The following is a 26,824-nucleotide window of genomic DNA, read 5'->3' on the forward strand; positions in this document are numbered from 1 at the left end:
TTTAATCATCAATGATTGTCACAACATCTGTGCCAAAGATTTCTTCGGCTTTCGTGACGATCGTTTCTTCACTTGGTGCTTGTTGAGGGATCAGTTCGATCTCTTCATCTGAATCTTCCGGAGCAAAAGAATCATCATTACTCCCGTCTTTTGCTTGGACTAAATAGTCTTTGCGGATCGTTGGCCAGCTTTCTCTCGTGATATAGACTGAATCTGGTGCATAGTCTTTGATCATTCGACTTAAATTATTATGGATCGCCAACTGTAATTCTTCGTCGTTAGCAGCTCGTTGACAAACGATCTCGTAATCAAACTCAATGACTAACCCAGTAGGACTAGCCGCAACTGGTTCACTTGCTTTAAGCATCGCTCGTTGTGTCACAGACAAACTCATCAACAAATCGTCCCAGACTTCTTTGACTTCATTCAAATGCTTTCTGGTCGCTTCTCTTAGAACCTGATACACTCGTTCAGTTGGTATCCGATACGTACTTGCTTGTTTCTTTTGAACAGGAGCTTGTGTTTGCTTGGCAGTAGTTGAAGGGGTTCCCCCATTCGTTTTGATCTCGTTGATCGCTTTTTTCAGCTCTTTGATCTCTGCTTGTAGCTGATTAATTAACTGACTGTCTACTTCACTTGCTTGGTTACTACTTGAAGGAGCAGCTGAACCAGAAGCTTGAGCTAGCTTGACGGTTGCTACTTCCAGATAGATCGTAGCACTATTAGTAAAACGAATCTCATTTTGTGTTTCACTCAAAATATGGATCATCTGAAAAAGTCGAGGTGCAGGTACTTCTTTTGCTAGTTCGACAAATGGTTCTCGAAGTGAAGTTGTTCGTTCTGCTACGAGATTTGGTGCTTGTTGGTACATCAGTAAGTCACGACAATACTGTAAAAGATCTTCTAAAAAGCGCCGTGCTTCCTTACCAGCAGCTAAGATATCTGTTAATGATTCTAACGCTTTGGGCACTTCATTATTCACACAAGCGCCTAAAAATTCATCCATCATCTCGTTGGTTAGACTACCGGTAACTTGCATCGCATCATCCACAGTTACGATCCCATTACTAAAAGAAATCGCTTGGTCCATGATACTTAGCGCATCACGCATCCCGCCTTCTGCTGCTCGAGCAATAACCCCTAGTGCTGGTTCTTCATATTGTACGTCTGATTGCTTTAAAATGTATGCCAAATGCTCAACGATATCTGCTGCATTGATTCGTTTGAAATCAAAGCGTTGTGTTCTGGAAATGATCGTTGCTGGTATCTTATGTGGCTCGGTTGTTGCTAAAATAAAAATAACATTTTCTTTAGGTTCTTCTAAAGTTTTCAACAATGCATTGAACGCTCCGGTAGAAAGCATATGCACTTCATCTATGATATAGATTTTATAAGTTGCTTTTGTCGGTGCGTAGTTCGCTCGATCTCGAATAAAACGTATTTCTTCGACTCCGTTATTACTTGCTGCGTCGATTTCAATCACGTCTTCTTGTGTTCCCGCTGTAATCGACTGACACATTTCACAATGATTACAAGGTTCTCCATCTTGACTATTCGGACAGTTGATAGCTTTTGCAAAAATTTTAGCTGCACTCGTTTTACCAGTTCCTCGTGGTCCTGTAAATAGATAAGCATGAGAAGTTTTATGGGAAACGATAGCATTTTTCAACGTCTGTGTCACCGCTTTTTGCCCGACAATGTCTTCGAAACGCTGTGAACGCCAGACACGATAGAGTGCTTGATATGCCATGAAGATCCCCCTTTTTTGAAAAATTCACTATCTTTTATTATACGTGATTTTGCTAAAAAAAACTACTATAGTTATGAGAAGAATCATGATTTGTCGTTTGTAGTTACTTGTGTATTCCCCGATTCTTTCAAATAAATACTCACAAACAGCTTTCTCGATCTTCCTTGCTTTTTGCAACTGAAAGAAAATCAGCTAAACAGCTAATATCCATCTTCCGTCTGAGAGTTTTTCATTGCTCCTATGGTATAATAGAGTCATTCATTTAACAATCAACATTCATAAAGGGAGGAATTTTTTATGGGTCTTATCAAAGCAGCAACAAGCATGATCGGCGGTGGATTAGCAGATCAATGGATCGAAGTAATCGAACCAGCGGATATGAGCGATACAACAGTTATGACAAAAGGTGTGAAAGTACGTAAAGATGATAAACGTGGCTCCAATCGTAAAGGAACAGAGGATGTTCTAACTGACGGAACCGTTGTCCATGTCTATCCGAATATGATGATGCTCCTTGTAGATGGTGGTAAAATCATTGATTATACTGCCGAAGAAGGCTACTATACGATCAAAAATGACTCTGCTCCTTCCATGTTCAATGGTTCATTGAAAGGTGCGATCGCAGAAACTTTTGAACGTTTTAAATTCGGTGGCGTGACACCTCAAAAGCAACAAGTCTTTTATATCAATCTTCAAGAAATCAAAGGAATCAAGTTTGGTACCAGTGCGCCACTGAACTATTTTGACAATTTTTACAATGCTGAATTATTCTTACGAGCTCATGGTACTTATTCGATCCATATTACTGATCCAATTTTGTTTTATACCAACGCTATTCCTAAAAACAAAACGCAAGTAGAAATCTCAGATATTAATGAGCAGTATCTGGCAGAATTTTTAACAGCTCTTCAAGCTGCGATTAACCAAATGTCTGCTGATGGTCAGCGCATTTCTTATGTTCCATCAAAAAGCTTAGAATTAAGTAAATACATGGGCAATGTTTTAGATGAATCTTGGAATGAATTACGTGGTATGGAAATCGTTTCTGTCGCAGTAGCAAGTATTTCTTACACAGATGATTCAGTGAAATTGATCAATATGCGTAATGAAGGTGCGATGTTGGGAGATCCAAGTGTCCGTGAAGGCTATGTTCAAGGTTCGATTGCTCGTGGGATGGAAGCAGCTGGTAAAAATGATGCCGGCGCGATGACTGGCTTTATGGGCATGGGAATGGGAATGAATGCTAATGGTTCTTACCTTTCACAAGCAGCACAAAATAACCAGGAACAAATCAAACAACAAGCTGAAAAACAAAACCAACAAACCGCTCAAGGGAGCAATGATACTTGGACATGTCCAGTCTGCGGAACTGAAAATACGGGAAAATTCTGTTCTAACTGTGGGGCAGCCAAGCCAGTTGCAAATGTCCAACCAAAGTTACAAATGAAATGTAGTGAATGTAACGAAGTGGTCGATCTTTCAAATGGTATCCCTAAGTTTTGTCCAAATTGTGGAAAACCATTCAAAGGAATCCCACTCGACTAAGTTTTAGAAAGGTGTGGATAGAATGGACGTTCTTACACATAAATGCCCAAACTGTGGGGGTCCTCTCACGTTTGATCCAAAAGATCAAAAATTCCACTGTGACTATTGTTTAAATGTTTACACTGAGGAAGAAGTCAGTCAGTACGAACAAGAACAAAAAGCAGCCCGAGGGATTCACTCAGAAAATCAACCGCCCTCCCAACAAGATTCTGAAAAAGATTTTACTTTTACTGCAGATGAACAGTTGGAGCAGATGGATGAAGCAGAACGAAAAGCGTTTGAAGAAGCTGGTGGTTTTTCTGATCCTAGCGATCAAGCAACACCAGCTGAATCAGTGGAAGAAGAAACAGAAGCAACGATGGAACTATTTCTTTGCCCAAGCTGTGGAGCAGAGATCGTGACCGATGCAACAACGGCTGCTACTTACTGCTACTATTGTCACAATCCAGTTGTTTTATCCGGACGGTTAAGTGGAAAATTACTGCCAAATAAAGTCTTACCGTTTGCAGTCGAAAAAGAAGAGGCGGTCGAAAAATTCTTAGCTTGGACAAAGAAAAAATGGTTTGTACCCAAAGAATTTTTCAACAAAGACCAAATCGACAAACTAACTGGCGTTTATTTTCCTTATTGGACAACGGATGCAACCGTTGACGGCTCTATGCAAGCGACCGGAACAGTGATTCGTATTTGGCGAGTGGGTGACATCGAGTATACAGAAACCAAACAGTTTGCTGTTCATCGAGAAGGCTCACTTTCCTTTAAAGAACTAGTAAAAAATGCATTGTCCAAGAATACCCAACAAAAAATGGTGGAAGCAGTCCAACCGTTTCCTTTGAACAAGGCAATTGACTTCAAAAGTCAGTATCTGGCAGGGTTTCAAGCAGAAAAACGAGATATCGAATATGAAGCAATCAAATCACAAGTGCAAGATGAACTGCAAGATTACTCCGAGAAATTGTTACGTGACACCGCAAATGGTTATACCACATTGACCAATGTTCGGACTTCGACAGATATCACTAGTGAGAATAATGAATATGTTCTTTTACCGGTATGGTTAGTCACTTATCGCAGTAGTGATGCCAATAAGAAAGTCTATTATTACGCCATGAATGGTCAAACAGGTAAAGTCAGCGGTGTTTTACCCATCAGTCATAAAAAACTGGGCTTGACGGCTTTTGGAATCTTTGCTGTATTGGCGATCCTCTTTATAATTGGAGGATACTTGATATGAAAAAAAGAATTTTACTTTTCTTTCTAGTCCTATTCGGTTTCTTTTGGAGTTCTTCCGTTGACGCTGCTACACCCGCAGTGAACGATGAAGCTGGTTTGTTCACGCAAGAGCAGATCCAATCTTTAGAGCAACAAATCCAGCCTATCGATGAGAAGATCAAAGGACAAATCTTTATCGTAACGACGACTTCCAACTCAGAAGAACCTCGAACGTTTGCAGATGATTACTTAAGAAATGCGATCGGTAATGATCAAAATGGGGCTGTTCTGTTGTTAGATATGGGGCAACGTGAGATTTACATTTCAACTTCTGGTAATATGATCGATTATCTTGATGATGCTCGGATCAATGACACATTAGATGATGTCTACGACCAAATGACGAATTCGGCTTATTTTGCAGCAGCACAAGCCTATTTGACTAAAACTTCAGAATATGTAGAAGCTGGAGTTCCTGGAGGACATTATCAAATTGATGAAGAGACTGGTAAGATCAAGCGGTATAAAGTGTTGACGACGACTGAAATAGTGATTTCTATTATCTTAGCCCTGGCATTGAGCCTCGTATTCTACTTTGTAACAGTTTCGAGGTATCAGTTGAAATCAGGAACTTATAAATACCCATTTAGAGAAAAATCAAACGTAAAATTAACGGATAAAACAGATCGCTTAACCAACTCCTTTGTCACTACACGCAGGATTCCAAAAAGCCCACCTCCTGGCAGCGGCGGTGGCGGAAGTACGACTCATTCCAGCGGTGGCGGGACTTTCGGTGGTGGTGGTCGAAGCTTTTAAAGCACCACAATAGGAACAATCATCCATAAATTAAGATGCTTCCTTCATGCATTGTCGTCAGCTAAAGCTGATACAACTACATGAAGGAAGCATCTTATGTTTTCCACTGATCCTGTTTAAAAGATAATATTGTCTTCTAATAAATCCATATTGGTGATAATGATCCGATGATCTTTAACGGTGATTATCCCATTTTCTTTCAGTTGTTTTAAGATCCTACTCACACTACTAGCGGTAGAGATTCCGCAAAACTTGGCGATTTCTTCATTAGTGATCACAAAATCGATCATCATGCCTTCCTCTGTCCGAACCCCAAATAAATCATATAACTCGTAAAGTTGCGTACATACGGCACCTAATTTCCCATTTAAAAGCATTTGTTGCATTTTTTTCATGGAATACAGTAAACGATAACGATAGTACTCTTTTACATAATGTTGCATCTTTGGATCTTCATTGATATGTTCCCAAAATTTCACTCGATTGATTCGATAAAATTCTGCATATTCAGATTCAATCCGAATATTGTACGGCGAATCAATAAACTGCGAATATTCATCTTTTAAAAGTGAAACAATCTCTAGATCTTTAATATACCTCAAGTTGAACTCACGACCATCATTCGAGATGACACTTGCTTTGACCGTGCCTTCTTTTAAAATATACGTGTAACAATCCTCTACTCCTTCAAAAGTTAGATACTTATGATATCTTTTTCGTACAATTGGAAATTGATTTTTCTCTAAATATTCCTTTAGCACTCTGCTGTCCAATCATGCTCCCCCATCCAAACATTTATCTAAAAAAATAATACAAGATTTCTAAGTATTTTAAAGCCCAAAGGTATTTTACTAATGATATTAACATTTGTTAAGTACCATTTTAAATTATGTCTGTGATTTTTTTCTTCTTTTCGTTTCGTTATACTGCGAATGTAAAAAAAAATGAAAGAATTGAGGAAAAAAATATGAACTACTGGATGAAAACAATTATTAATCGACTTGAAACAGCATATCAAACAAGATTTGACATGAAAGCTTCTTTGGTTTTCTTAAATGATGCTTACCAAAATTCGATTGAATTGATCAAAGCAGTCGATGAAAAACCATCGAATGAATTAGAAGAATTTTTAGAATTATTTATGACGACTCGAGACTTGTTCATTCGTCAATTGGTCGATCGCTACCCATCAAATTACCACGATGTTGAAGTACAAATCCAAAAATTAAAAGCTTATTCAGATTAAGGGGTAAACACAAAGCAAATGGAAAAAAAATTATTCAATAAACATTTTATCGGAATCACTCTTATTAATTTCATTGTCTATTTAATTTATTATTTACTGATGGTCATTATTGCCGTTATTGCTCAAGATGATTTACATGCTAGTATGAGCCAAGCAGGTTTTGCTTCTGGTATCTACATCATAGGTACACTATTGGCTCGTTTATTTATGGGTAAACAACTTGAATTATTTGGGCGCAAGTTTACTTTGCGTGGTGGAGCGATTTTTTATTTACTCTCTACTTTAGCCTATCTTTTCACCCCAACGATCGGCGTATTATATCTGGTACGTTTTTTAAATGGGTTTGGCTACGGGACCGTTTCGACAGCAACCAATGCGATCGTCACTGCCTATATTCCTGAATCAAAAAAAGGAGAAGGGATCAATTATTATGGTTTAAGTACTAGTTTAGCTGCTGCTATCGGACCCTTTTTAGGAATGATCTTGCTTAATCTGACTGATTTTCATTTTATTATTTGGTTTTCTATCGTTTTAGTTTTTCTTGTAACGATTGCCTGTCTGATGTTCCCAGTCAAAAACATTGATTTATCTGATATTCAAAGAAAATCACTACAATCTTGGAGTATCCATGGATTCATTGAGAAAAAAGCATTGTTCATTACAGGAATCGCCTTTTTAATGGGTCTTTCTTATTCAAGTGTTTTGTCCTTCTTGTCTTCTTATACGAAAGTCATTCATTTAGTCGCTGCAGGCTCCTTTTTCTTTGTGGTCTATGCGTTAGTTATTACCTTCACTCGCCCATTGACGGGACGTATTTTTGATGCCAAAGGTGAACAGTATGTCATGTATCCTAGCTATTTGTTCTTGACTGCTGGCTTGTTTCTACTAAGTGCGACAACGAACAGCATCACCTTACTTATTTCAGGCGCACTCGTTGGTTTAGGTTACGGGACTTTCATGTCAAACGGACAAGCAGTTTGTTTGAAAATCGTCAAAGAACACCGTATCAGTATCGCTCTTTCAACTTACTTCATCGGATTAGATCTAGGTCTAGGTGTTGGCCCCTACTTGATGGGAATATTGAAATCTTATACGTCATTTAGAGGATTATACATTGTTTCTGGTATCATTCCTTTGATCTGTACAGTTCTCTATATCATTTATAATAAAAAAAAGAGCCACTCAGCAAAACTTGAATGGAATTAGTGATGAACTGAAACTGATTCAAGAAACGAATAAAAGGTGTTGAAGTATTCACCTCTAGCAAAACATTGGCCGAAGAATCCAAAGATAGAAGAAACTATTTTTGGATTCTTCGGCTTATTTTCATGAATAGATACTTCTGTCAGAACTCCTTTTTGTTCAGAAACAATCACTCAACTTTTATTCTGCTAACCCATAAACTTCTAGTTCATAAAGACGGACAGCTGTATCTGCGCCTTGAGTTGGTTGATCGATGATGACTCTTACAAATCGGGCAGTCGTTGCTGCAAAGGTATTTAGCGTTGAACCTTGCGTATTATTAGTTGTTCGCGAAACTTCTTGGAAATTTTCTCCGTCTGCACTCACTTCTATAGTATAAGCTTTGGTATTCATGCCTACACTTTCTCCTCCTGCAGAAGCATGAGCCATGCGCACTTCACTGATCAATTTAGCTGTTCCTAAGTCAATCGTGATGGTATGTGGGGCACTCCCTACAGCACACCATTTTGTTCCAAGATCACCATCGACAGCAAACTTTGGTGCCTCTGATTCATTCACATATGAAGAGGCTTCTGCTTTGGCACCTTTAGATAATAAACTCAGACCAGCTTGGGCATTCTTGGTAACCGTAACGATCCCTTTCATTTCAGTTGTCGTTTCTCCTGCTTCATTGATCGCTGTCAATTCTACATCGTAGCTTCCTTCTTTTGAATAAGTGACACGAGGCTGTTCTTCCGTACTTGACTCTACATCAGCACCTTTGAATGTCCACTTTAAGCTTTGGGTATTTCGTGAAGAGGTGTTCGTGAAAGTGATCGGTTCTCCTGGCGCTACCAAAGTTTTTGAGACAGTAAAGGAAGCACGTGGTAACTGAACAGGTGGCCAGTCAAAACTGATTGGTCTGGAAGGTTCACCCTTGTTGCCATAGATATCAACTGGCACAACTTCGATAGCTGTAGCTGTTGCATTTTGACGTTCTAAGCCATTGATAAAATAATTCTCAGCAGGTGTGGCTCCGATAAAGACACGTGTTCCATCGTCTAGAACTCGGTAAATTTCATAATGTTTGATGCGATCTGCTTGTGGACTAGTCCAAGATAATCTGATCCCGGCAAACATTGCTTCTTCGTCAAATGACAAATCATCGAATGTAACATCATTGACTGCTGTTGGACGCAGCACTTTTTTAGGTGTCGCAGAAATTTGACCTAAGAATAACTCATAATTCTCATTTGCTTTTGCTGAGGTTACCTCATAGGCAATCGACGTTACTTCTTTTCCAGTTGCTTTATTCAAAGGATAAGAAACCGTTGTCCAGTCATTCCCTATTTTTTTATTGCCATTAAACGTTTCAAATGTACCATCAGCAAAACCTAACACTAGTTTCAACGTGGTTCGATCAGATGCTTTGGCTGTCGTCGTAAATGACATGTTTTTCTCGACTTTGACTTTTGTTTGATACAGTTTGATCTTACTTGTTACTTTTTCCGCAAGTTTTCCTTTAAAAGCCAAGGAACTCCCACCATTAAAAGCAGTAGTATAGTCCACACTACCAGCTAATTTATTGCCAGCTCCTTCTTCGATAATATAGCGGTAAGTCGGCATGATATCTTGGAGACTTCGATTATTCCATTCATTTGTTGAAACTTGTTGCCCATTGCTAAAATAGCTGTAACCATTTCCAACATTGAAATTGGTGATAAAAGGCCATTGCGTAATAGCGGTTTGTTCAACCGAAAAAGTAGAGATTCCAGGCCAACTTGTGCCGGTTGGTAGTGTACTTTTAGTAGGATCCCCTTGTTCATTGATCCAGAATTTTTCTTCTTTTTGTTGGTAGTCCATTGGATCATTGGAAGAAGAATAGGTCCAACTTGGGACGTAAAGCCCTAGTGAAGTATAGGGTATTCCCTTCTTATCCGTAAACAAATCCCATCTGACCGGTGTATCGTACCCTTTTTCTTGGACATCGATTCCCGCAAATAAATCATAGGGATCAATGGCTAAACTTTCTGCTTTTTCTTTTGATTTACGCAATAGATCTTGGCCTGCTAAGCTAGAGGTATTCCACCAAAAATTCAAAAACATGCTATCTGCTACTGGATTCAAATCAGCATCCACTAAATAATCTTGGTTTTGATCAGTCAACGCATTCTGCCAATCCATTTTCCCATCACTTGTCATGGAATCGTACCACATAACCTCTAACGCTCCAGCTGATTTTTGTTTAAATTCCCCAATCAGTTCTTTCATTAAATCAGCGTGCTTTTTCGTTAGATTGGTTTCTGTCTCTTGATTGATGAACCATCCATCAAACCCATATCTTTGGGCGACTTCGATCATCTTGTCCACGATTGGAAAATGACCTTGAGCATCTTTTTCTAAAAAGGTATTCAACCATTCGATTTTTCCGCCATGGGCCCCTTGCGGAAAAAAGATCGTACCTAAAACAGGCACACCATTTTTGTGCGCCGCATCGGTAACATCTGGGCTTGGCGGAACAATAATACCTTCGCCAGCTGAGCCTCCCCAATAAACCAATTGATCAATATATTGCCAATTCGAAAAAACATTTGCATCAAACTGATTGCTCCCTCTTGGTGCATTTCCACTAGTGCTATTATTCATGATCGAAAGTGCGACAACCTTCATCTTTTCGTTTTGGGTAGTATTCGATTTTAATAAGTGCGATTTCTCCACTCGTGTGGCTAAAGGCTCAACACTAACATTGTATTTCGCATCTGTATCCTGATCAAACGTCCATTTAAGCAATTCATCAGGGAACCAGTAAGAGGACTCCGGTTGATTATCCATCGAAACCCTTACCTCGGGATTTGTGGCATCTACTTGTGCATAAACGACCGGTTCTTTCAGTGCAATTCCCATCATCACCGTTACCAACAATCCAGCTAAAGTACCTTCTAACTTCTTCATCGCTACCTCCTATGATTTGTTCTTATCTAATCGCTTGCTGCAACTGTCCACTCGCTACTCCTTTCTTAATTATTATCTTCCATAATTTATGATAGCGCTTACCAAAAAGGGTGTACATGAACAAACTATAGCTTTCTTGATACAAATTATAGGTGTTATCAATGAATGAATTTTATGAGAACATACACTTTTATTGGTCTTTCTGATTAATAAAAACACTCTGTGTGGTGTTCATGGATTTTTTTCAATTGTTCGTTCGTTAATTTCTGACTGGTCACTAAATAATCGATTTCATGACTAGCAATTGCTTGATGAATGAAGCGTTGTTCTAATTTATCTTGTGTAGCTAACACCATCAAATGATTGGCTTGTTTACGAAACGCTCTTTTTACTAACGCTTCTCCTTCATGCGTTTCCGTCACGCCTTGATTAAAATCAAATCCTCGACAGCTGATGATTGCAAGGTCAGCAGCATAAGTCAAAATATCATTATACGCTTTTGCTCCGTTGATCGTTGCTCGTTTTTGAACGATTTTACCACCGACGATCGATACTTTTGCTGAAGTAAATTCACTTAGCATAGCAGCAGTAATGACCCCATTCGTAATGATTTGCAGCCCCTCAAATCGACCTAAATTTCGAACTAAATGCAAACTAGTTGTACTAGAGTCTAAAAATAAAACCATATCATCTTTGATCAAATTAGCTGCAATATCCGCAATATAACGTTTTTCACTTTCTTCCTCTAAATGGGTGATTTTCATCATATATGGTACATCGATTTTCTGATTATCTACTAACATAGCCCCACCGCGGACTCTTCGGATCAGACCACTTTGTTCTAAGACAACAAGATCTCGTTTCACTGTCGCTTCACTGTAATTTACTAAATCGATCAATTCAGTAATCCTGGCAAATTGGTTGATTTTCAAATGATTGACAATCGTTTGTTGTCGCTCTTCTACGTCACTTAACATCTTCCCCACTCCTTTCTCTTTCGCTTTATTTTACCATAAACAAAGATGCCTCCACCTACATCCAAAAACAGAATCGAGCGGTTAGAATGAAAATGCTTCGCTATAGGACATCAGCCGAAACAACTAAAATTAGCGATTCATTGGCTTATTCCTAGAAATACTGAGCATTTTTTCATGACCACTCGATTTCGATTTCATTGGAGACTGAGTCAAAACTTGTCTCGGTCTCTTTTAGTATCTCTAAAACGAATAAACGGTGAGAAATTCGTCTTATTTATAACACTTGGCTTGATCGATCGTGTTTAAGATCGTCATTTTATGTTTCACTACTTCCTGTACTTTTTGATTCGCATAAGGGTAGATCATATTCGGTTCATACATTTCCGGGTTTTCATTTAATATTTCTCTTAAAGCATCGAAAAAGACACTTTTTAGATCCGAACTAAGGTTGACCTTAGCTACACCATATTTAACTGCTTCGCTTACTTCTTTATCCGGATTTCCTGAACCACCATGCAAAACAAACGGCAAATCGATGGTCTCATTCAATTCTTTCAATAACTCGATATTCAGTTTTGGTGTTTTATCTTTAGGATATAAGCCATGTGCTGTTCCAATAGCGATAGCTAATGTATCAATATTCGTTTCTTCAACAAACTGTTTTGCTTGTTCAGGATCTGTGTAAATAATATTAGCTGCCCCACCTTCTGCTGACCCATTATTCCCAATCGTACCAATTTCTGCTTCGACTGACACATCTACCTCGTGAGCTAGAGCCACCACTTCTTTAGTTATCTTTATATTATCGTCAAAGGATTGCAAGGAGGCATCAATCATAACCGAGGTATAGCCATTGCGGATAGCCCGTAACACATCACTTACTTTACCGCCATGGTCAAGATGGATCACTACAGGTACTTTACTTTTATGCGCATAAGCTCGAACAGCAGCAACAAATTCATCATTCAAGTAAGCAATCTCATCGGGATGGATCTCTAAAATCACTGGTGCATTTAACCGTTCTACTTCTTCCATGATTGCCTTTAACATATCATAACTACAAATATTAAAAGCAGGAACCGCAAATTGATTGTCTTTAGCTACTTTCAATAACTCTTTCATTGTATATAACATTATACTTCCACCTCATTTATTATTTTTTCTTGCTTCACTATTTTTTCTTCATTTCCGACTTGTTCTTCGCTTGATTTCTTTAATAATCCAAGTGAAAGAGCCGTAACTACTGTCCCAGCACCAATCGCTAGCAAATACATGGGTAGGTGATTGATCACGTTAGGTATCAGCATGACCCAAATCCCACCATGAGGAGCAATGGATGTGACACCGGCAGCCATTGAGATACCCGCTGCAGTAGCAGAGCCAAGAATCAAGCTCGGAATGACTCGAATCGGATCTGAAACTGCGAAGGGAATCGCTCCTTCTGTAATATAAGAAGCACCAAGCACCCAACAGGATTGACCAGAAGTCCGTTCTTCTTTCGTAAATTTTTTCTTGAACAACAGTGTGGCTAAAGCGATCCCCAGTGGTGGGGTCATTCCAGCTGCCATACATGCTGCGATCGGTGCATTGACTCCGGCAGACATCAAACCAATGGAAAAAGTTGAAATCGATTTATTGATCGGCCCTCCCATATCAGCTGCCATCATCACGCCGATGATCAAGCCAAACATTAATCCGGAAGTATTACCTAAACTATTCAACCAATTGGTTAATACTTCTAATAACCACGAAATGGGTTGTTCTATTACAAAAACCATTGCTAAACCAATGATCAAGATAGATATTAACGGAACGACGATCAATTGATACATCGCTAAGATACCTTTTTTTACAGGAATTTTATTTGCCAGAAAATCTGTCACATACCCTGCTAACAGCCCCCCGATCATTCCTCCAAGAAATCCAGAACCACCAGTAGATGCCAGTAGCCCTGCCACGATCCCAGGTGCAAAGCCAGCTTTCCCCGCGATAGAGGTCGCAATCCCTGCCCCTAAAGCTGGCACCATCATGGCAAAAGCGGTGTCTCCGCCAATTCTAGAAAATGCGGCAGCTAGGACATTATAGTCAGCTGATTTAGGATCCGCTGCAGTGATCCCAAAAGCAAAACTTAATGCGATAATAATTCCGCCCGCAATCACAAACGGTAACATATAGTTCACACCACTCATAAAATGGTTATAAAGTGTGGCTTTTTGTTTCGTGACTTTTGTTTGTTCAACTGATTGAGCAATTTCTAACGTATTGATCCCTTTTAATGCTTCATCAATTACCAATTCTGGTTCTTTAATTGCTCGACTCGTTGAAACTTTTTTGATTCTTTTACCCGTAAAACGTTGCATATCAATTTCTTTATCAACTGCTAGAATAATCGCATCTGCTTCAGCAATCTCTTTTGTAGTTAACCTATTTTCCGTTTTGATTCCTTGCGTTTCAAACTTTGCATCATGGCCTAGTTTTTTAGCAGTCCCTTCTAATTTCTCAGCGGACATATACGTATGCGCAATTCCCGTAGGACATGCGGTTACACCAATTATTTTCATCGTTATTCTCCCCTATCTGCTTATTCAATAACGGTCTCAGTTGATGCGTGTGACATTATTCGATGATTCATTTAACGGATTGCTTTTTCTTCATTTTTTAAAACGGTCATAATTTCTGAGGCTGAATTTGCTTCTTTGATTTGTTTTCTAAAGTTTGGATCAATTAATCGCCTTGACAACGCACTGAGAATCTCAAGATGACTGTCAGCAGCGTTTGCAGGAACCACGATTGCAAAAGTATATGCAATTGGCTCCCCATCTAAGCCAAGATATTCTGTAATCTGGCTGCTACAAACAAAACAAATGGTTGGTGTAATGACAGCCTTGCTTTTAGCATGTGGGATACCAAATCCAGCTTCAATCCCTGTAGGCACTTCCTCTTCTCTTTTGAATAATGCTTTGATTATTTTTTTTGCACTTTTTACTCTATGTGTGGTTTCAAGTGTAGTACCGATACATTCAAATAATGATTTTTTTGATCGAATTGAGTCATCGAAAAGAATCAATTCTTCTGAAATCAGTTGACTAATCTCCACTCCATATAGCCTCCTTTCACTATTTGTTAACGCTTTCTAATAACTGTGGCAAGTATAGCATCCCTAATTCAGCCATTCAACGCTTTGAACGAATAACGAAAAATGGATCAAATTTTTAAAAAATCAGTCAAAAAAATGATCGATAGCGTTCATCAAAATTAGAGATTCATGTGTTTCAGGCCTTACTTATATAAAAAAACACAACGTATTTTGACCGTTACAATCAAAATACGTTGTGTTTATTGATGATCAATCAATTCTTTCCCAGTCAATCGTTTCTCCAGGAACTTTATCGGTATTCCACCATTTTGCACGATATTTTACACCTTTATACATGACAATATCCCCAGCAACATACACTTTATCTTTATCCCAAGTTTCAATTGAAGGATCTTCCGTGTTGCCATTGTTATTATCATCATCGGTGATATTTCCTACATCACCTTTCATTTCATCACGATATTCCCAGATTTTCTTCGTTAATTTTGGTAGTCTTGCTAATTCTTTTTTAGTATCAGCAGTAACTTCGATAGCCCATTTTTCAAAAAATGGCGTTAGATTTTTGTTACTGATCTTTGAAGCAGATAAGATAAAATGTTGTCGCTTGTCTTGTTCTGTCCATAGCTGTGGACTTTCTTCACGGTATAACTGATGTAGTTTAGGATAGAAGTCGCTGCCAAATGCTAATTCCAACTGCCAAAACATTCCTAGTCGAACAAATTCATCTTGTTTATCAAAATTTTTCGATTGACTTCGATTCAAATAATTGAAAATATCCGTATATACGCGATCTTCTTCTAAACGACTACGCTGTCCTAATGCTTTTTGTACCCGCATCGAAAAGATATTCACGGTCACTTCGGTCATATCCTCCCAACCCATATCATCAATTTGATAGGTATGACCTAATTCATGCCAAATCCCCCACTGTGAGGAACCGTCTGGATCTAACAAGACTCTCATTCCATCTGCATAATTAAAACCAGTATGTTGTTCATACGCGTACATATAATCTTCTCTGGCACTCGTTTCACGCATATGTTGAACTAAGCCAGTTGGTTGACGATGGATTGTAGCGCTATTATCTAGTCCGGCTGTTTGATCGTGAAGATCAATTACTTTTTCTTTCGTTGTTAAAATTTTAGTTGGGTCCTTCACATAATTAATTGTTTTGTCGGATCCTGTAACCAAAACTCGATCACTGACCAATTCATAAGCAGGTGCATTTGAATGATTTCTTACTTCATTCTGCCAATCTTTATTGGTCATTTTTCCTAGAATAAAACGTGGAATTGTTATACCACCACGTATTTCAATTCTCGTTTTTTGTTGCGTGATGCGAGTGGATTCATTTTGGATATGGATCACACCTTCTTGAGTACCGGAAATGACGTTTCTTCCTCTATTTAGTCGTTTCCCTTTCGTTGCCCCTTCGAGATAATCTTTCAGACTAGCCCTGGTAATCGTATACGTCGGTAGTTGTTGCGCCGTTTCATCTACATAAATTTCGATCGTATCATTTTTACGTTTATAGATCCCTGTAGATTGATTGCTACTAGGACCAAACCAATTACCGATTTCTTCCCGATAACTCTCAACATCCTCACTTTGATAAGCATTCAAAACCGTTGAAACGTTTTCATTACTTCGCTCTGAAAGAACGACTTCCGTCCCAATAGTCGGTTCATTTACTGTTGCCTCAACATTTAGGTCATTTGATAAAATAACCATACTGAACAGTAAAGACCCCAAGATCATTGCTTTCTTCTTACTCATATTAACACCCCTTAATGTTATTTTTTATTTATAATATAACATTAACATGCATTATTTTATAAATGTTGTCGTTTTTTTCCAACGAAAGGAAATAATGAAAATCAGAACTTTAAAAAATATGGTATGATAAATTTTTAGTGACCATTTTTTGATTATCAGAAACAGAAAACACAAAAAAAACAGACTACCCTTATCAGATAGTCTGCTAAACATCGTATGAACAATGTTTTGATTATTCTGCAGCGTTTGCGTCTTTGAGACCGTATTTTTTGTTGAAACGGTCCACACGTCCGTCTGCTTGTGTGAATTTTTGACGTCCAGTATAGAATGGATGTGAGTCAGAAGTAACTTCGACACGGATGACTGGGTATGTATTACCGTCTTCCCATTCAACTGTTTCTTGTGAAGTTTTTGTTGAACCTGACAAGAATTTAAAGCCAGTTGTTGAATCCAAGAACACTACTGGATGGTAATCTGGATGGATGTTTTCTTTCATGCGTTTTCGCTCCTTTGCCCTGACCCATTTGCTGAACCAGAGTTGATTTGTCGATATACAACAGTAACATCTTAACATGTTTCTAACAACGTTGCAATTATCTTTTTAGATTTCTTGTCTGATTTTTTTTACCGAACGAGACATCTTGGAATTCTTTGAAAAATTGTTGATTGTTTTTGGTTTTTCTTAAAAAACGGATCAATTGTTCGGTGTATTCCAATGAATCGCCGACCATATTCTTTCGTAACTTCCAAATTTCTTCTAATTGATCTTCTGGCATTAGAAGCTCTTCTTTTCTCGTACCAGATTTCTTGATATCAATGGCAGGGAAGATACGACGCTCAGATAGTTCACGAGACAGTTGAAGTTCTAAATTCCCTGTTCCTTTAAACTCTTCATAGATCACATCATCCATTCGGCTACCCGTATCGACTAAGGCAGTTGCTAAGATCGTCAAGCTTCCACCTTCTTCGATATTTCTAGCTGCTCCGAAGAATTTTTTTGGTTTATATAGTGCGGCTGGATCGATTCCCCCGCTCAATGTACGACCACTTGGTGGTACGACTAAATTGTAAGCTCTAGCTAATCGGGTAATACTATCCATCAAGATCACGACATCTCGTTTATCTTCGACTAAACGCATCGCTCTTTCCAGGACCAACTCAGATACCCTTGTATGATTTTGTGGTTGTAAATCGAAAGTAGATGAAACGACATCTCCTTTGACACTGCGTTCCAAATCCGTGACTTCTTCTGGGCGTTCATCGATCAGAAGAACGATCAGTTCTACTTCTGGATGATTTTCAGTGATTCCATTGGCGATTTCCTTTAACACAGAAGTTTTTCCGGCTTTAGGAGGTGCTACGATCAAGCCACGTTGACCAAAACCTACTGGTGAGAAGATATCGATCATTCTTGTTGCTAGTCTTTGAGAGGTTGTTTCTAACCTAAGCTGTTCTTGAGGATACAGAGGTGTCAAAGCTGGAAAATGCGGACGTTCTTTGGCTTCTTCTGGGTCTTTTCCATTTACACTTTCCACGTGCATCAACCCATAATAACGTTCTGACTCTTTAGGTGGGCGAGCCTTTCCTGCTACTTTATCTCCATTTCGCAAACTAAACCGTCTTATTTGTGAAGCAGAGATATAGATATCTTCTACACTTGGTCCATAATTGATTGGTCGTAAAAATCCATACCCATCTTGTCCAACGATATCTAAGATTCCTTCCATATAATAAAACCCTTGTTTTTCTGCTTGCGCCCGAATCACAGCTAAAGATAATTCTTTTTTATTCATTTTGCTATAATAAGGAATCTTAAATTCTTTTGCGTAACTGTAGACCTCTTTTAATGTCTTATTTTCCAGTTCCGCCATCGTTAAATAATCACTCATTCAGCTTCCACTTCCTCCACCATTTGGATTTCAGCACCTAATGCCGTCAATTTTTCAATAATATGATCATAACCACGTAAAATATATTCTACGTTATAAATAGTAGTTGTTCCTTCAGCCATGAGACCTGCAATAACTAAACAAGCACCTGCTCGAAGGTCAGAAGCGACTACCTCTGTTCCATGAAGTTTATTTGGTCCATTTGTAATGATCAAATTCCCTTCCACTGATATATCAGCACCCATACGTGCTAATTCAGGCACATGATTCACACGTTTAGCATAGATCGTATCTGTGATTTCAGCTGTTCCTTTGGTCATTAATAAGAGGGGAGTCAATGGTTGTTGTAAGTCTGTTGCAAACCCAGGATATGGATAAGTCATCACATTCACCGCTTTTAACTCTTTAGACGGAAACACTTCAATCTCATCTTCTCTAATTGTCATGTTTACGCCCATTTCTTGAAGTTTAGCAATAAAACTTTCTAAATGTTCGTAAATCACATTTTTGATCTTAACACCATTTCCTGCTGCTGCAGCAAGCGCTAGATAAGTCCCTGCTTCGATTCGATCAGGGATCATGAAATGGCGACAACCATGGAGTTTGTCTACACCTTCGATTCGGATCACATCCGTCCCTGCTCCTCGCACTTTGGCACCCATATTATTCAACAAAGTAGCAACATCGATGATCTCTGGTTCACGAGCGGCATTTTCGATTACTGTCTGACCTTTCGCTTTAATAGCAGCCAACATCACATTGATCGTTGCACCGACTGAAACGACATCCATGAAAATCCGATTTCCCTGTAATCCCTGTTGGTCGGTCCGTAAATACATTGCACCATGTTCATTATTGACTGAAGCACCTAATGCTTCGAAACCCTTGACATGTAAATCAATTGGTCGTGGTCCTAGATAGCAACCACCTGGCAAACCAACCACTGCCTCACCAAATTTTCCAAGCAGTGCCCCCATAAAATAATAGGAAGCTCGTAGACTATTGATCTTACCACTTGGCATGGGCACAGAGACGATACCGCGGGGATCAATTTCTAAAATATTTTGTGAAAAATGGATTTTTGCTCCCATGATTTCTAAAATTTCGATTAGTGAATGAACATCCTGAATATCAGGTACGCCTTCTAAAATAACCGGAGAATCTGCTAAAATCGCTGCAGGAATCAAAGCCACTGCACTATTTTTAGCCCCACTGATCGTTACTTCACCAGTTAACGGACGATTTCCTTCAATTATGATTTTTTTCATTGATTTCCACCTTGTTATTGTTCAATTTTATTACACATGCTTGTATTTTATCATAGATGAAATAAAGAAACGAGTTCCCATTCTTTTTTATTTCCTCAAAAATCAAAGGTCTATTCTGAAAAAAGATGGACAAATGTTTATCAAAGTGAACGATTATCAATTTGCGAAAAAAAAACCGCAAAACAGGTTGAACCTGTTTTACGGCATTCTTAATCGATTAATTAAGCTTTGTTAGCTGAACCGAACCAATCAATGTGTTCTTCTGCATCTTTAATGATTGCAGCTTTACCTGGTGCTAACAATTTACGAGGGTCAAAACCTTTTCCTTCTTTATCTTTGCCAGCTTCGATATATTCACGAGTAGCTTTAGCAAATGATAATTGGAATTCAGTATTTACGTTTACTTTAGAAACACCCATTGAAATTGCTTTTTGGATTTGTTCTTGAGGAATACCTGATCCACCATGTAATACTAAAGGCATATCTGGACCTACAGCATCAGCGATTGCTTGTAAATGATCAAATGCTAAACCATTCCAGTTTTCTGGATATTGACCATGGATGTTACCGATACCACATGCTAGGTAGTCGATTCCTGTAGCAACCATTTGTTTACATTCTTCGATATCTGCTAATTCACCGTTACCGATGATTCCATCTTCTTCTCCGCCGATTGAACCAACTTCACATTCAACAGAAATTCCTTTAGCGTGAGCTTTTTCTACAACTTCTTTCGCTAATTTCAAGTTTTCTTCAAATGGTAAGTGAGAACCGTCAAACATAACTGAAGTATAGCCTACTTCGATACATTCCATAGCTGCATCATAGTCACCATGGTCTAAGTGGATGGCAACAGGAACAGTGATGTTCATTGATTCAACTAAGTCACAAATAATATCTTTAGCAACTTTGTAGCCGCCCATGTATTTAGCCGCACCCATTGAAGTTTGGATAAGTACTGGTGCTTGTTTTGCTTCAGCTGCTTCAAGGATTGCTTGAGTCCATTCTAAGTTATTTGTATTGAATCCGCCGACAGCGTAACCGCCTTTACGAGCAGCTTTTAAAAATTCAGCTCCTGATACTACTGGCATAATAAATTCCTCCTAAGTTTTGTAAAACTAAATTTGTTAAGACTATCCTTAACCAACGAACCTATTTTACCAAACATTTTCAGAGTTTTCTACTAAAATCAATGAAAATGAAAATTTTCAAGAACTTTTTTGCAAAAAATAAGGTTTTCAGTTGGCTGATTTAGTCAAAAATGGCTAGTTTATCGTTTTTTATTGTTCAAACAATAACAATTTATTTATAACTGTTTTCTCTAAATTCATCTGAAACAATAAAAGCGTATTTGTCCCGCTTATTTTCCTTCACGTTCAGACAAAGCAGCTCCGACAAATCCTTTGATCAATTTTTGTGGACGATTTGGTCTTGAGATCAATTCTGGATGGAATTGACAGCCAACAAAGAATTTTTTCTCTGTTAATTCCACGATTTCCACTAAACGATTATCAGGAGAAACACCTGAGAATACTAATCCTTTTTCTTCAAATAATTGACGGTATTTATTGTTGAATTCATAACGATGACGGTGACGTTCTTGTACTACATCGGCTCCGTCATAAGCTTCCGCTGTTTTCGTTCCTTTTTTAATTTTACATGGATAAAGACCTAGACGTAACGTTCCACCTAAGTTCTCGATATTTTCTTGGTCTGCCATCAAATCAATGATATTGTTCGTTGTTTCTGGTGTAGTTTCTGCTGAAGCAGCATCTTCCAAGCCAACCACATTACGAGCAAACTCCACACACGCCATTTGCATGCCTAAACAAATACCTAAGAAAGGCACATCATTTTCACGAGCGTAACGGATGGCTTCGATTTTTCCTTCGACCCCACGATCGCCAAAACCACCAGGTACTAAGATACCATCTGCATCTTTCAAATATTCTGCAACATTTTCTTTAGTTAAATCTTGAGCCTTGATCCAGTCAAGTTCGATATCCGCATCAAAAGCAAAGCCTGAATGTTTCAACGCTTCAACAACTGAGATATAAGCATCTGGTAATTCTACATATTTACCTACTAAAGCAATTCGGACTTTTTTCTTCAGATTCAATACTTTTTCTTCTAATTGTTTCCATTCTTCCATATCAGCTTCTGGCGTTTCTAGTTTCAAATGTTCACAAACGATGCGATCCATGCCTTGTTTTTGTAAAAGCAACGGAATAGAGTAAAGAGTGTCCACATCTGGTGATTCAATGACCGCTTCGGGTTCTACGTCACAAAATTGTGCTAATTTATTTTTCACATTTTGTGAAACAGGTTGCTCTGTTCGAACCACCAAGATATTAGGTTGGATGCCTAAACCACGTAATTCTTTTACACTATGTTGAGTTGGTTTAGTTTTCATTTCTCCCGCAGCTTTTAGATAAGGAATCAATGTGGTGTGGATATACATCACGTTATCAGCACCAACATCCGCCTTCATTTGGCGTAGTGCTTCTAAAAATGGTAAAGATTCGATATCGCCGACTGTTCCGCCAACTTCAGTGATGATCACGTCTGAATCAGTCATCTTTGCTGCACGCATGATTTTCTCTTTGATTTCATTTGTGATATGAGGGATGACTTGAACAGTTGCTCCTAAGTATTCCCCTTTTCGTTCTTTACGAAGTACTTCTGAATAAATTTTCCCTGTAGTAACATTGGAGTATTTGTTCAAATTGATATCGATAAAACGTTCATAATGGCCTAGATCCAAATCAGTTTCTGCTCCGTCGTCTGTTACAAAAACTTCTCCGTGTTGGTACGGACTCATCGTTCCCGGGTCTACGTTGATGTAGGGATCAAATTTTTGGATGGTTACTTTTAAGCCACGATTTTTCAACAAACGACCTAAAGAAGCTGCAACGATTCCTTTACCAATCGATGAAACTACGCCGCCCGTTACAAAAATGTATTTTGTCATAAGTTCAAAAACTCCTTCTTCTTTTATCTGCAGGAAAAGTCCCAGAAAATGAACAAAGCTCCCTATTCTAGTTAGAATAGGGAGCAAAATTTCTGTGAACTTCTGACCCTTTAAAAGGGTGCCCAATGAGTATACTACAAGCAAATTTGAAGAAAGTCAAGCCTCTAATTTAACGTTGCAGATGTCGTTAGTCATAAGAATAATCCAACGTCATTGATAAATGAAAACAGGTAGTTCACTCTCTAATAAAAAACTGCACGAAAAATAGCACACTCATTCTTTTAGTAAGAACGATTAGCCATACGACTTCTTTACTCATTCACTAGACTATCTTTGATGATCTCTAGAAGATTTTTGTCCTTGTTTTTCAGATGTGTTTGTACTTCTCGTTCTTGCAGCATTGAATTTTTCTGTCCTATTTTTTAACGGTGACATTTTTTCTACATCTAATTGTTTCCAATTTTCTTGTCTTCTTTTCTTCAAATCCTCCACTTTTTTCATTACCTGTTCCTGTTGTTCGGGGGTCAAATTAGAAATTTCAGCTTGAAAACCTGATTTATCTTCAGCTTTAGTTCCCACCTTGCCTACACTTTCTTTAACCAACTCTCTAAATTCTCTTTTATATAATTCAAGGTTTGAAAGTTCCTGTGGATTGCCATGCACAAGATCTGTTTGTGGATGCTGTAACATATTGAATTCAGCATAGTTAGTCAGCAGTTCTACAGCATGGCGGTTAAACTGCCAACGTTCATTTACGTTTTCCACGCTCAAACCAAGATTATGTATAATTTCCCTATATTCATTCTGCCTAAGAGGCAAAACACGTCTTGAAGTACCTTCTATTGTTGTACTATGTGGTATATCTAAATTCTCTTCTAATATAGATACAACCTCGTGTTGTGCAAGTGGAATAACTGGGTCATTCATTTGCTCACGAAGTACTGAAGTGATATCCTGTATCAGGGTAAAAGGACGGCGCATTCTCAACCTTTCTATTTTTATTGAAAGTTCAGTATCCCTTATTGCCTTCATCTCCTCAATTCTTTTCTTTTGTGATTCTTTAATTTTATTACGAGTATCAGGACTGAGGTCAAACAAGTCCACGAAAGAACCAATATCATTAGGTTTCATCTTAAAATTTTCTATTACAAATTCTATATCCTCACTTAAATCAGCCTCATTAACTTTGTAAGGTAACTCTGAATACATTTTTTTAAGACTCTCTGCAACCTCTGTGAACGTCCTTGATGTCATCGACTGTTGCACCATTTCGTTAATTTTTTGTATTCGTTCTTCTTTTAAAAACTTGATTTTACGTCGAGGTTCTTCTTCAATCTCCCTTTTTCTAATTGTTTCACGAAGATTTTCTTTATTTGCTAGTTCTAGCTTATCAATAGTAGAATTTATTTCATCTGGTGTAAAATAGGTTTTTTCAAAGAAGACGTCTAATGCCTCACTTATATCAATATCGTCTATTGGTTGAATAACATTAATTTCCGGATCATGAATCAATTGATTGATAGATGCAACAACTGTATCTATCATCTTTGAGCGATCAGAGAATGAATTGACTTCCTCACTTTGTTTGTTTAAATTTTTATGAACAGCTCTAAGTTTTTCGTCTCTTAATAAATTTTTTTTTCGCACTTGATGTTTTTTCATTGAATTAATTTGTGATGTTCTAACCTGTTCACGAGTATGATCATCCAGATTAAGACGATCTACTACGTAATTGATTTCATCTTTAGAATAAGTACGTAGGTTTAATAAAAATATTTCTTCTTTATCTTCCTCTAATCCTTCATTCATATCTTTGATTATTTGATCTAATTCAACTTTATTCATAAATTTATGCCTCCTTTATAATATAATAATAAGGCAATAACTTTAATTTGAGCATACCTAATTTTCCCCCCAGAAGAAATAGGTATGCTCAAATTAAAAAAATTCAATTATTTATCATCATATACAATCTTCAATGAACTCATTTTTTACTTGTGCGTATCCAGGAGTGCAATAATCACTGTAAGACAAGAATATTCTTAGAAAAATTCTACACACAAAAAAATGAAAAAAATTTTTTTATACTATAGAATAGGTGTGTTATTCATATTTTGCAAATAATTTTCTTTCCATTAAAATTTTAAAAAAAATTTCAATCAGAAATAGCTGTATACTACTCGTAGAGAATGATTTCATTACACAATCCAACCAGTTATTTGTGATTCAGAATAACTTAACATCATCCGTTTCTCATTCTCGTACTCCTGAAGTGTATTCTTCAGGAGTTTTTTGTTGTCCCACCACATAAGTTACTCACCAAACAATGCGCGAACAAAATAAGCCAAAATTTCCTAAAATAAGTCTTCAGCGACTAAGAAATCAGTTAAAACAAACTGTCTTTCTTTTCAGTCGTACTCATTTTTCGTAAAATTTTGGCTTATTGTCCTGTTTATCAAGTTGAGAAGGTTATGAAAGCATCGGTCAGCTCCGATGACAATAAGAAAGAATTTTTTAAAACAGCTTCTCATGTTTTGAAAAATTCAGACTTACTTCAAGGAGCTGATGCTTAAACACCGTGAATCAGAGGTTGTGAAAGAAGCGTTCAGCTCCGAGCGAATAAGAGAGGATTTTTTAAAATAGCTTCTCATATTTTAGAAAATCATCGCTTATTGCTGAGGAGTTGCTTCTTGAACACCGTTTACTCGTTTTTAGAGTGAAGTGAGATGGATCTCTCCAACTCCAGTTATTCGTATTCTAATTGGGTAGCGATAATCAATATAATTCCAAGTATTGTTCTCTTTCCCATTCTGAAACAGTTTGTCTAAAGGCTGCCCATTCTAAGCGTTTTGCTTCGACAAAGTTCGAAAAGATATGTTGTCCCAAAGCATCGATCATCACTTTGTCTTTTCTTAATTCTTTGATTGCATTATGGATCGTTGAAGGAAGATCTTGAATGTGGGCTTCTTCTCGTTCTTCTTCGTTCATCACATAAATATTTCGGTCCACCGCTGCTGGTGGTGTGATTTCATTACGAACGCCATCTAATCCAGCTTGTAATAAAACAGCCATTGCTAGATATGGGTTAGCAGATGGATCAACTGAACGCAATTCCAAACGTGTGGATAAGCCACGTGATTCTGGAACACGGACTAATGGTGAACGATTACGACCGCTCCATGCCACATATACTGGTGCTTCATAGCCAGGAACTAAACGTTTATATGAGTTGACGGTAGGATTGCAAACCGCTGTATAGGCACGAGCATGTTTCAATAGCCCACCTAGGAAATGATACGCTGTTTGGCTAAGTTCTAAATCGCCATCTTTGTCATAAAAGACATTTCCTTCATCATTGAACAAGGACATATTACAGTGCATCCCCGAACCATTGATCCCGAATAATGGTTTAGGCATGAACGTTGCGTGTAACCCATGTTTACGAGCAATTGTTTTAACGACTAGTTTGAATGTTTGAATATTGTCACAAGCATCCACAACGTCTGCATATTTAAAATCAATCTCATGTTGCCCAGGAGCTACTTCGTGGTGAGAAGCTTCTACTTCAAACCCAAGGCTTTCTAATTCTAAAACAATATCACGACGACAGTTCTCACCTAAATCTGTTGGTGCAAAATCAAAATATCCACCTTTATCGTTTAACGTGGTCGTGATCCCACCATCTTCATCTAACTTAAATAAGAAGAATTCTGGTTCTGGACCTAAGTTGAAAGAGGTAAATCCAAGGTTGCGCATATCTTTTAATGCACGTTTCAAATTCCCGCGTGGATCACCTGCAAAAGGTGTGCCATCTGGGTTATAGATATCACAAATTAAACGAGCTACTTTGCCATGATCACTTTCCCAAGGGAAGATCATCCATGTTGAAAGATCAGGATACAAATACATATCGCTTTCTTCAATCCGAACAAATCCTTCGATCGAAGAACCATCAAACATCATTTTATTTTCAAGTACTTTATCGATTTGACTAACGGGTACTTCGACATTTTTGATTGTTCCTAAGATATCTGTGAACATTAATCTTAAAAAGCGAACGTTCTCTTCTTCAATGATTCGTTTAATTTCATCACCAGTTATTTGTTTCTTTACCATGGTATCCCTCTTTCTTTTTGTTTATAT

At 38.0% G+C, this 26,824-nt stretch carries 20 protein-coding genes; 5 read left to right on the top strand and 15 right to left on the bottom strand.

Translation table 11 applies throughout. The features are described 5' to 3' along the window. Window position 1: 1 nt before the first annotated feature. Window positions 2-1,750, bottom strand: coding sequence for a DNA polymerase III subunit gamma/tau (dnaX, locus tag IGK81_RS09920; protein WP_431393398.1), 1,749 nt, complete (start codon window positions 1,748-1,750; stop codon window positions 2-4). 297 nt (window positions 1,751-2,047) lie between these two features. Here dnaX and IGK81_RS09925 point away from each other — a divergent pair, with 297 nt between their 5' ends. The 3 genes from IGK81_RS09925 to IGK81_RS09935 are packed head-to-tail and all read left to right on the top strand — an operon-like array spanning window position 2,048 to window position 5,323. Then, window positions 2,048-3,295: an SPFH domain-containing protein gene (locus IGK81_RS09925; RefSeq protein WP_010718693.1), complete on the top strand. Its 1,248-nt coding sequence runs from the start codon at window positions 2,048-2,050 to the stop codon at window positions 3,293-3,295. Window positions 3,296-3,317: 22 nt separating this feature from the next. Further along, window positions 3,318-4,529, top strand: a complete 1,212-nt coding sequence (locus IGK81_RS09930) for an ATP-binding protein (RefSeq protein WP_034699012.1) — start codon at window positions 3,318-3,320, stop codon at window positions 4,527-4,529. Beyond that, window positions 4,526-5,323, top strand: a complete 798-nt coding sequence (locus tag IGK81_RS09935) for a TPM domain-containing protein (RefSeq protein ID WP_034699002.1) — start codon at window positions 4,526-4,528, stop codon at window positions 5,321-5,323. Before IGK81_RS09930 ends, IGK81_RS09935 begins: the two co-directional genes overlap by 4 nt. A gap of 116 nt (window positions 5,324-5,439) precedes the next feature. Here IGK81_RS09935 and IGK81_RS09940 read toward each other — a convergent pair whose 3' ends face one another. Then, window positions 5,440-6,096 (bottom strand): Crp/Fnr family transcriptional regulator, encoded by a 657-nt coding sequence (locus IGK81_RS09940; RefSeq protein WP_010738044.1) that lies wholly within the window; start codon window positions 6,094-6,096, stop codon window positions 5,440-5,442. A gap of 194 nt (window positions 6,097-6,290) precedes the next feature. On the opposite strand from IGK81_RS09940, the gene IGK81_RS09945 reads away from it, so the two are divergent. Together IGK81_RS09945 and IGK81_RS09950 are read left to right on the top strand one after the other, a co-directional pair. Continuing rightward, window positions 6,291-6,569 carry a hypothetical protein gene (locus tag IGK81_RS09945; protein ID WP_010718697.1) on the top strand — a complete coding sequence of 93 codons (279 nt, stop codon included), beginning with the start codon at window positions 6,291-6,293 and terminating at the stop codon, window positions 6,567-6,569. Window positions 6,570-6,587: 18 nt separating this feature from the next. Continuing rightward, a complete protein-coding gene (locus IGK81_RS09950) occupies window positions 6,588-7,775 on the top strand; it encodes an MFS transporter (RefSeq protein ID WP_034698987.1) in 1,188 nt (395 codons plus the stop codon). 177 nt (window positions 7,776-7,952) lie between these two features. On the opposite strand, the gene IGK81_RS09955 is transcribed toward IGK81_RS09950, so the two are convergent. From IGK81_RS09955 to glnA, 13 genes are all read right to left on the bottom strand, one after another. Beyond that, a complete protein-coding gene (locus IGK81_RS09955) occupies window positions 7,953-10,658 on the bottom strand; it encodes an endo-beta-N-acetylglucosaminidase (RefSeq protein WP_438758189.1) in 2,706 nt (901 codons plus the stop codon). 251 nt (window positions 10,659-10,909) lie between these two features. After that, window positions 10,910-11,680: a DeoR/GlpR family DNA-binding transcription regulator gene (locus tag IGK81_RS09960; RefSeq protein ID WP_010718700.1), complete on the bottom strand. Its 771-nt coding sequence runs from the start codon at window positions 11,678-11,680 to the stop codon at window positions 10,910-10,912. A gap of 270 nt (window positions 11,681-11,950) precedes the next feature. Next, window positions 11,951-12,814 carry a ketose-bisphosphate aldolase gene (locus IGK81_RS09965; protein WP_034698965.1) on the bottom strand — a complete coding sequence of 288 codons (864 nt, stop codon included), beginning with the start codon at window positions 12,812-12,814 and terminating at the stop codon, window positions 11,951-11,953. Further along, window positions 12,814-14,241 (bottom strand): PTS fructose transporter subunit IIC, encoded by a 1,428-nt coding sequence (locus IGK81_RS09970; RefSeq protein ID WP_034698962.1) that lies wholly within the window; start codon window positions 14,239-14,241, stop codon window positions 12,814-12,816. Before IGK81_RS09970 ends, IGK81_RS09965 begins: the two co-directional genes overlap by 1 nt. Window positions 14,242-14,312: 71 nt before the next feature. Next, a complete protein-coding gene (locus IGK81_RS09975; RefSeq protein ID WP_034698959.1) occupies window positions 14,313-14,777 on the bottom strand; it encodes a PTS sugar transporter subunit IIA in 465 nt (154 codons plus the stop codon). A gap of 249 nt (window positions 14,778-15,026) precedes the next feature. After that, complete coding sequence (locus IGK81_RS09980; RefSeq protein WP_232088597.1) at window positions 15,027-16,553, bottom strand: M60 family metallopeptidase; 1,527 nt, start codon at window positions 16,551-16,553, stop codon at window positions 15,027-15,029. 232 nt (window positions 16,554-16,785) lie between these two features. Continuing rightward, entirely contained in the window at window positions 16,786-17,049 is a 264-nt protein-coding gene (locus tag IGK81_RS09985) for a type B 50S ribosomal protein L31 (protein ID WP_010718705.1), read from the bottom strand. Window positions 17,050-17,146: 97 nt separating this feature from the next. Then, window positions 17,147-18,442 carry a transcription termination factor Rho gene (gene rho / locus IGK81_RS09990; protein WP_010718706.1) on the bottom strand — a complete coding sequence of 432 codons (1,296 nt, stop codon included), beginning with the start codon at window positions 18,440-18,442 and terminating at the stop codon, window positions 17,147-17,149. Next, window positions 18,439-19,710: a UDP-N-acetylglucosamine 1-carboxyvinyltransferase gene (locus IGK81_RS09995; protein WP_010718707.1), complete on the bottom strand. Its 1,272-nt coding sequence runs from the start codon at window positions 19,708-19,710 to the stop codon at window positions 18,439-18,441. Before IGK81_RS09995 ends, rho begins: the two co-directional genes overlap by 4 nt. A gap of 221 nt (window positions 19,711-19,931) precedes the next feature. Then, window positions 19,932-20,801: a class II fructose-bisphosphate aldolase gene (locus IGK81_RS10000; RefSeq protein ID WP_010718708.1), complete on the bottom strand. Its 870-nt coding sequence runs from the start codon at window positions 20,799-20,801 to the stop codon at window positions 19,932-19,934. Between the two features lie 269 nt (window positions 20,802-21,070). Beyond that, the gene (locus tag IGK81_RS10005; protein ID WP_010718709.1) at window positions 21,071-22,681 is read right to left on the bottom strand and encodes a CTP synthase; all 1,611 of its coding nucleotides are present in this window, start codon (window positions 22,679-22,681) and stop codon (window positions 21,071-21,073) included. Between the two features lie 327 nt (window positions 22,682-23,008). Next, window positions 23,009-24,526, bottom strand: a complete 1,518-nt coding sequence (locus IGK81_RS10010; RefSeq protein WP_232622382.1) for a hypothetical protein — start codon at window positions 24,524-24,526, stop codon at window positions 23,009-23,011. Between the two features lie 930 nt (window positions 24,527-25,456). Then, complete coding sequence (gene glnA / locus IGK81_RS10015; protein ID WP_010718711.1) at window positions 25,457-26,797, bottom strand: type I glutamate--ammonia ligase; 1,341 nt, start codon at window positions 26,795-26,797, stop codon at window positions 25,457-25,459. Between the last annotated feature and the right edge of the window lie 27 nt (window positions 26,798-26,824).

Source organism: Enterococcus sp. DIV0703 (assembly GCF_051711065.1).
Taxonomy (GTDB): domain Bacteria; phylum Bacillota; class Bacilli; order Lactobacillales; family Enterococcaceae; genus Enterococcus_B; species Enterococcus_B hirae.

Excerpts from the sequence above, each read along its gene's own strand:
- dnaX (WP_431393398.1), bottom strand. The coding sequence starts at position 1,750 with ATGGCATATCAAGCACTCTATCGTGTCTGGCGTTCACAGCGTTTCGAA.
- IGK81_RS09925 (WP_010718693.1), top strand. The coding sequence starts at position 2,048 with ATGGGTCTTATCAAAGCAGCAACAAGCATGATCGGCGGTGGATTAGCA.
- IGK81_RS09930 (WP_034699012.1), top strand. The coding sequence starts at position 3,318 with ATGGACGTTCTTACACATAAATGCCCAAACTGTGGGGGTCCTCTCACG.
- IGK81_RS09935 (WP_034699002.1), top strand. The coding sequence starts at position 4,526 with ATGAAAAAAAGAATTTTACTTTTCTTTCTAGTCCTATTCGGTTTCTTT.
- IGK81_RS09945 (WP_010718697.1), top strand. The coding sequence starts at position 6,291 with ATGAACTACTGGATGAAAACAATTATTAATCGACTTGAAACAGCATAT.
- IGK81_RS09950 (WP_034698987.1), top strand. The coding sequence starts at position 6,588 with ATGGAAAAAAAATTATTCAATAAACATTTTATCGGAATCACTCTTATT.
- IGK81_RS09955 (WP_438758189.1), bottom strand. The coding sequence starts at position 10,658 with ATGATGGGAATTGCACTGAAAGAACCGGTCGTTTATGCACAAGTAGAT.
- IGK81_RS09960 (WP_010718700.1), bottom strand. The coding sequence starts at position 11,680 with ATGTTAAGTGACGTAGAAGAGCGACAACAAACGATTGTCAATCATTTG.
- IGK81_RS09965 (WP_034698965.1), bottom strand. The coding sequence starts at position 12,814 with ATGTTATATACAATGAAAGAGTTATTGAAAGTAGCTAAAGACAATCAA.
- IGK81_RS09970 (WP_034698962.1), bottom strand. The coding sequence starts at position 14,241 with ATGAAAATAATTGGTGTAACCGCATGTCCTACGGGAATTGCGCATACG.
- IGK81_RS09980 (WP_232088597.1), bottom strand. The coding sequence starts at position 16,553 with ATGAGTAAGAAGAAAGCAATGATCTTGGGGTCTTTACTGTTCAGTATG.
- IGK81_RS09985 (WP_010718705.1), bottom strand. The coding sequence starts at position 17,049 with ATGAAAGAAAACATCCATCCAGATTACCATCCAGTAGTGTTCTTGGAT.
- rho (WP_010718706.1), bottom strand. The coding sequence starts at position 18,442 with ATGAGTGATTATTTAACGATGGCGGAACTGGAAAATAAGACATTAAAA.
- IGK81_RS09995 (WP_010718707.1), bottom strand. The coding sequence starts at position 19,710 with ATGAAAAAAATCATAATTGAAGGAAATCGTCCGTTAACTGGTGAAGTA.
- IGK81_RS10000 (WP_010718708.1), bottom strand. The coding sequence starts at position 20,801 with ATGCCAGTAGTATCAGGAGCTGAATTTTTAAAAGCTGCTCGTAAAGGC.
- IGK81_RS10005 (WP_010718709.1), bottom strand. The coding sequence starts at position 22,681 with ATGACAAAATACATTTTTGTAACGGGCGGCGTAGTTTCATCGATTGGT.
- IGK81_RS10010 (WP_232622382.1), bottom strand. The coding sequence starts at position 24,526 with ATGAATAAAGTTGAATTAGATCAAATAATCAAAGATATGAATGAAGGA.
- glnA (WP_010718711.1), bottom strand. The coding sequence starts at position 26,797 with ATGGTAAAGAAACAAATAACTGGTGATGAAATTAAACGAATCATTGAA.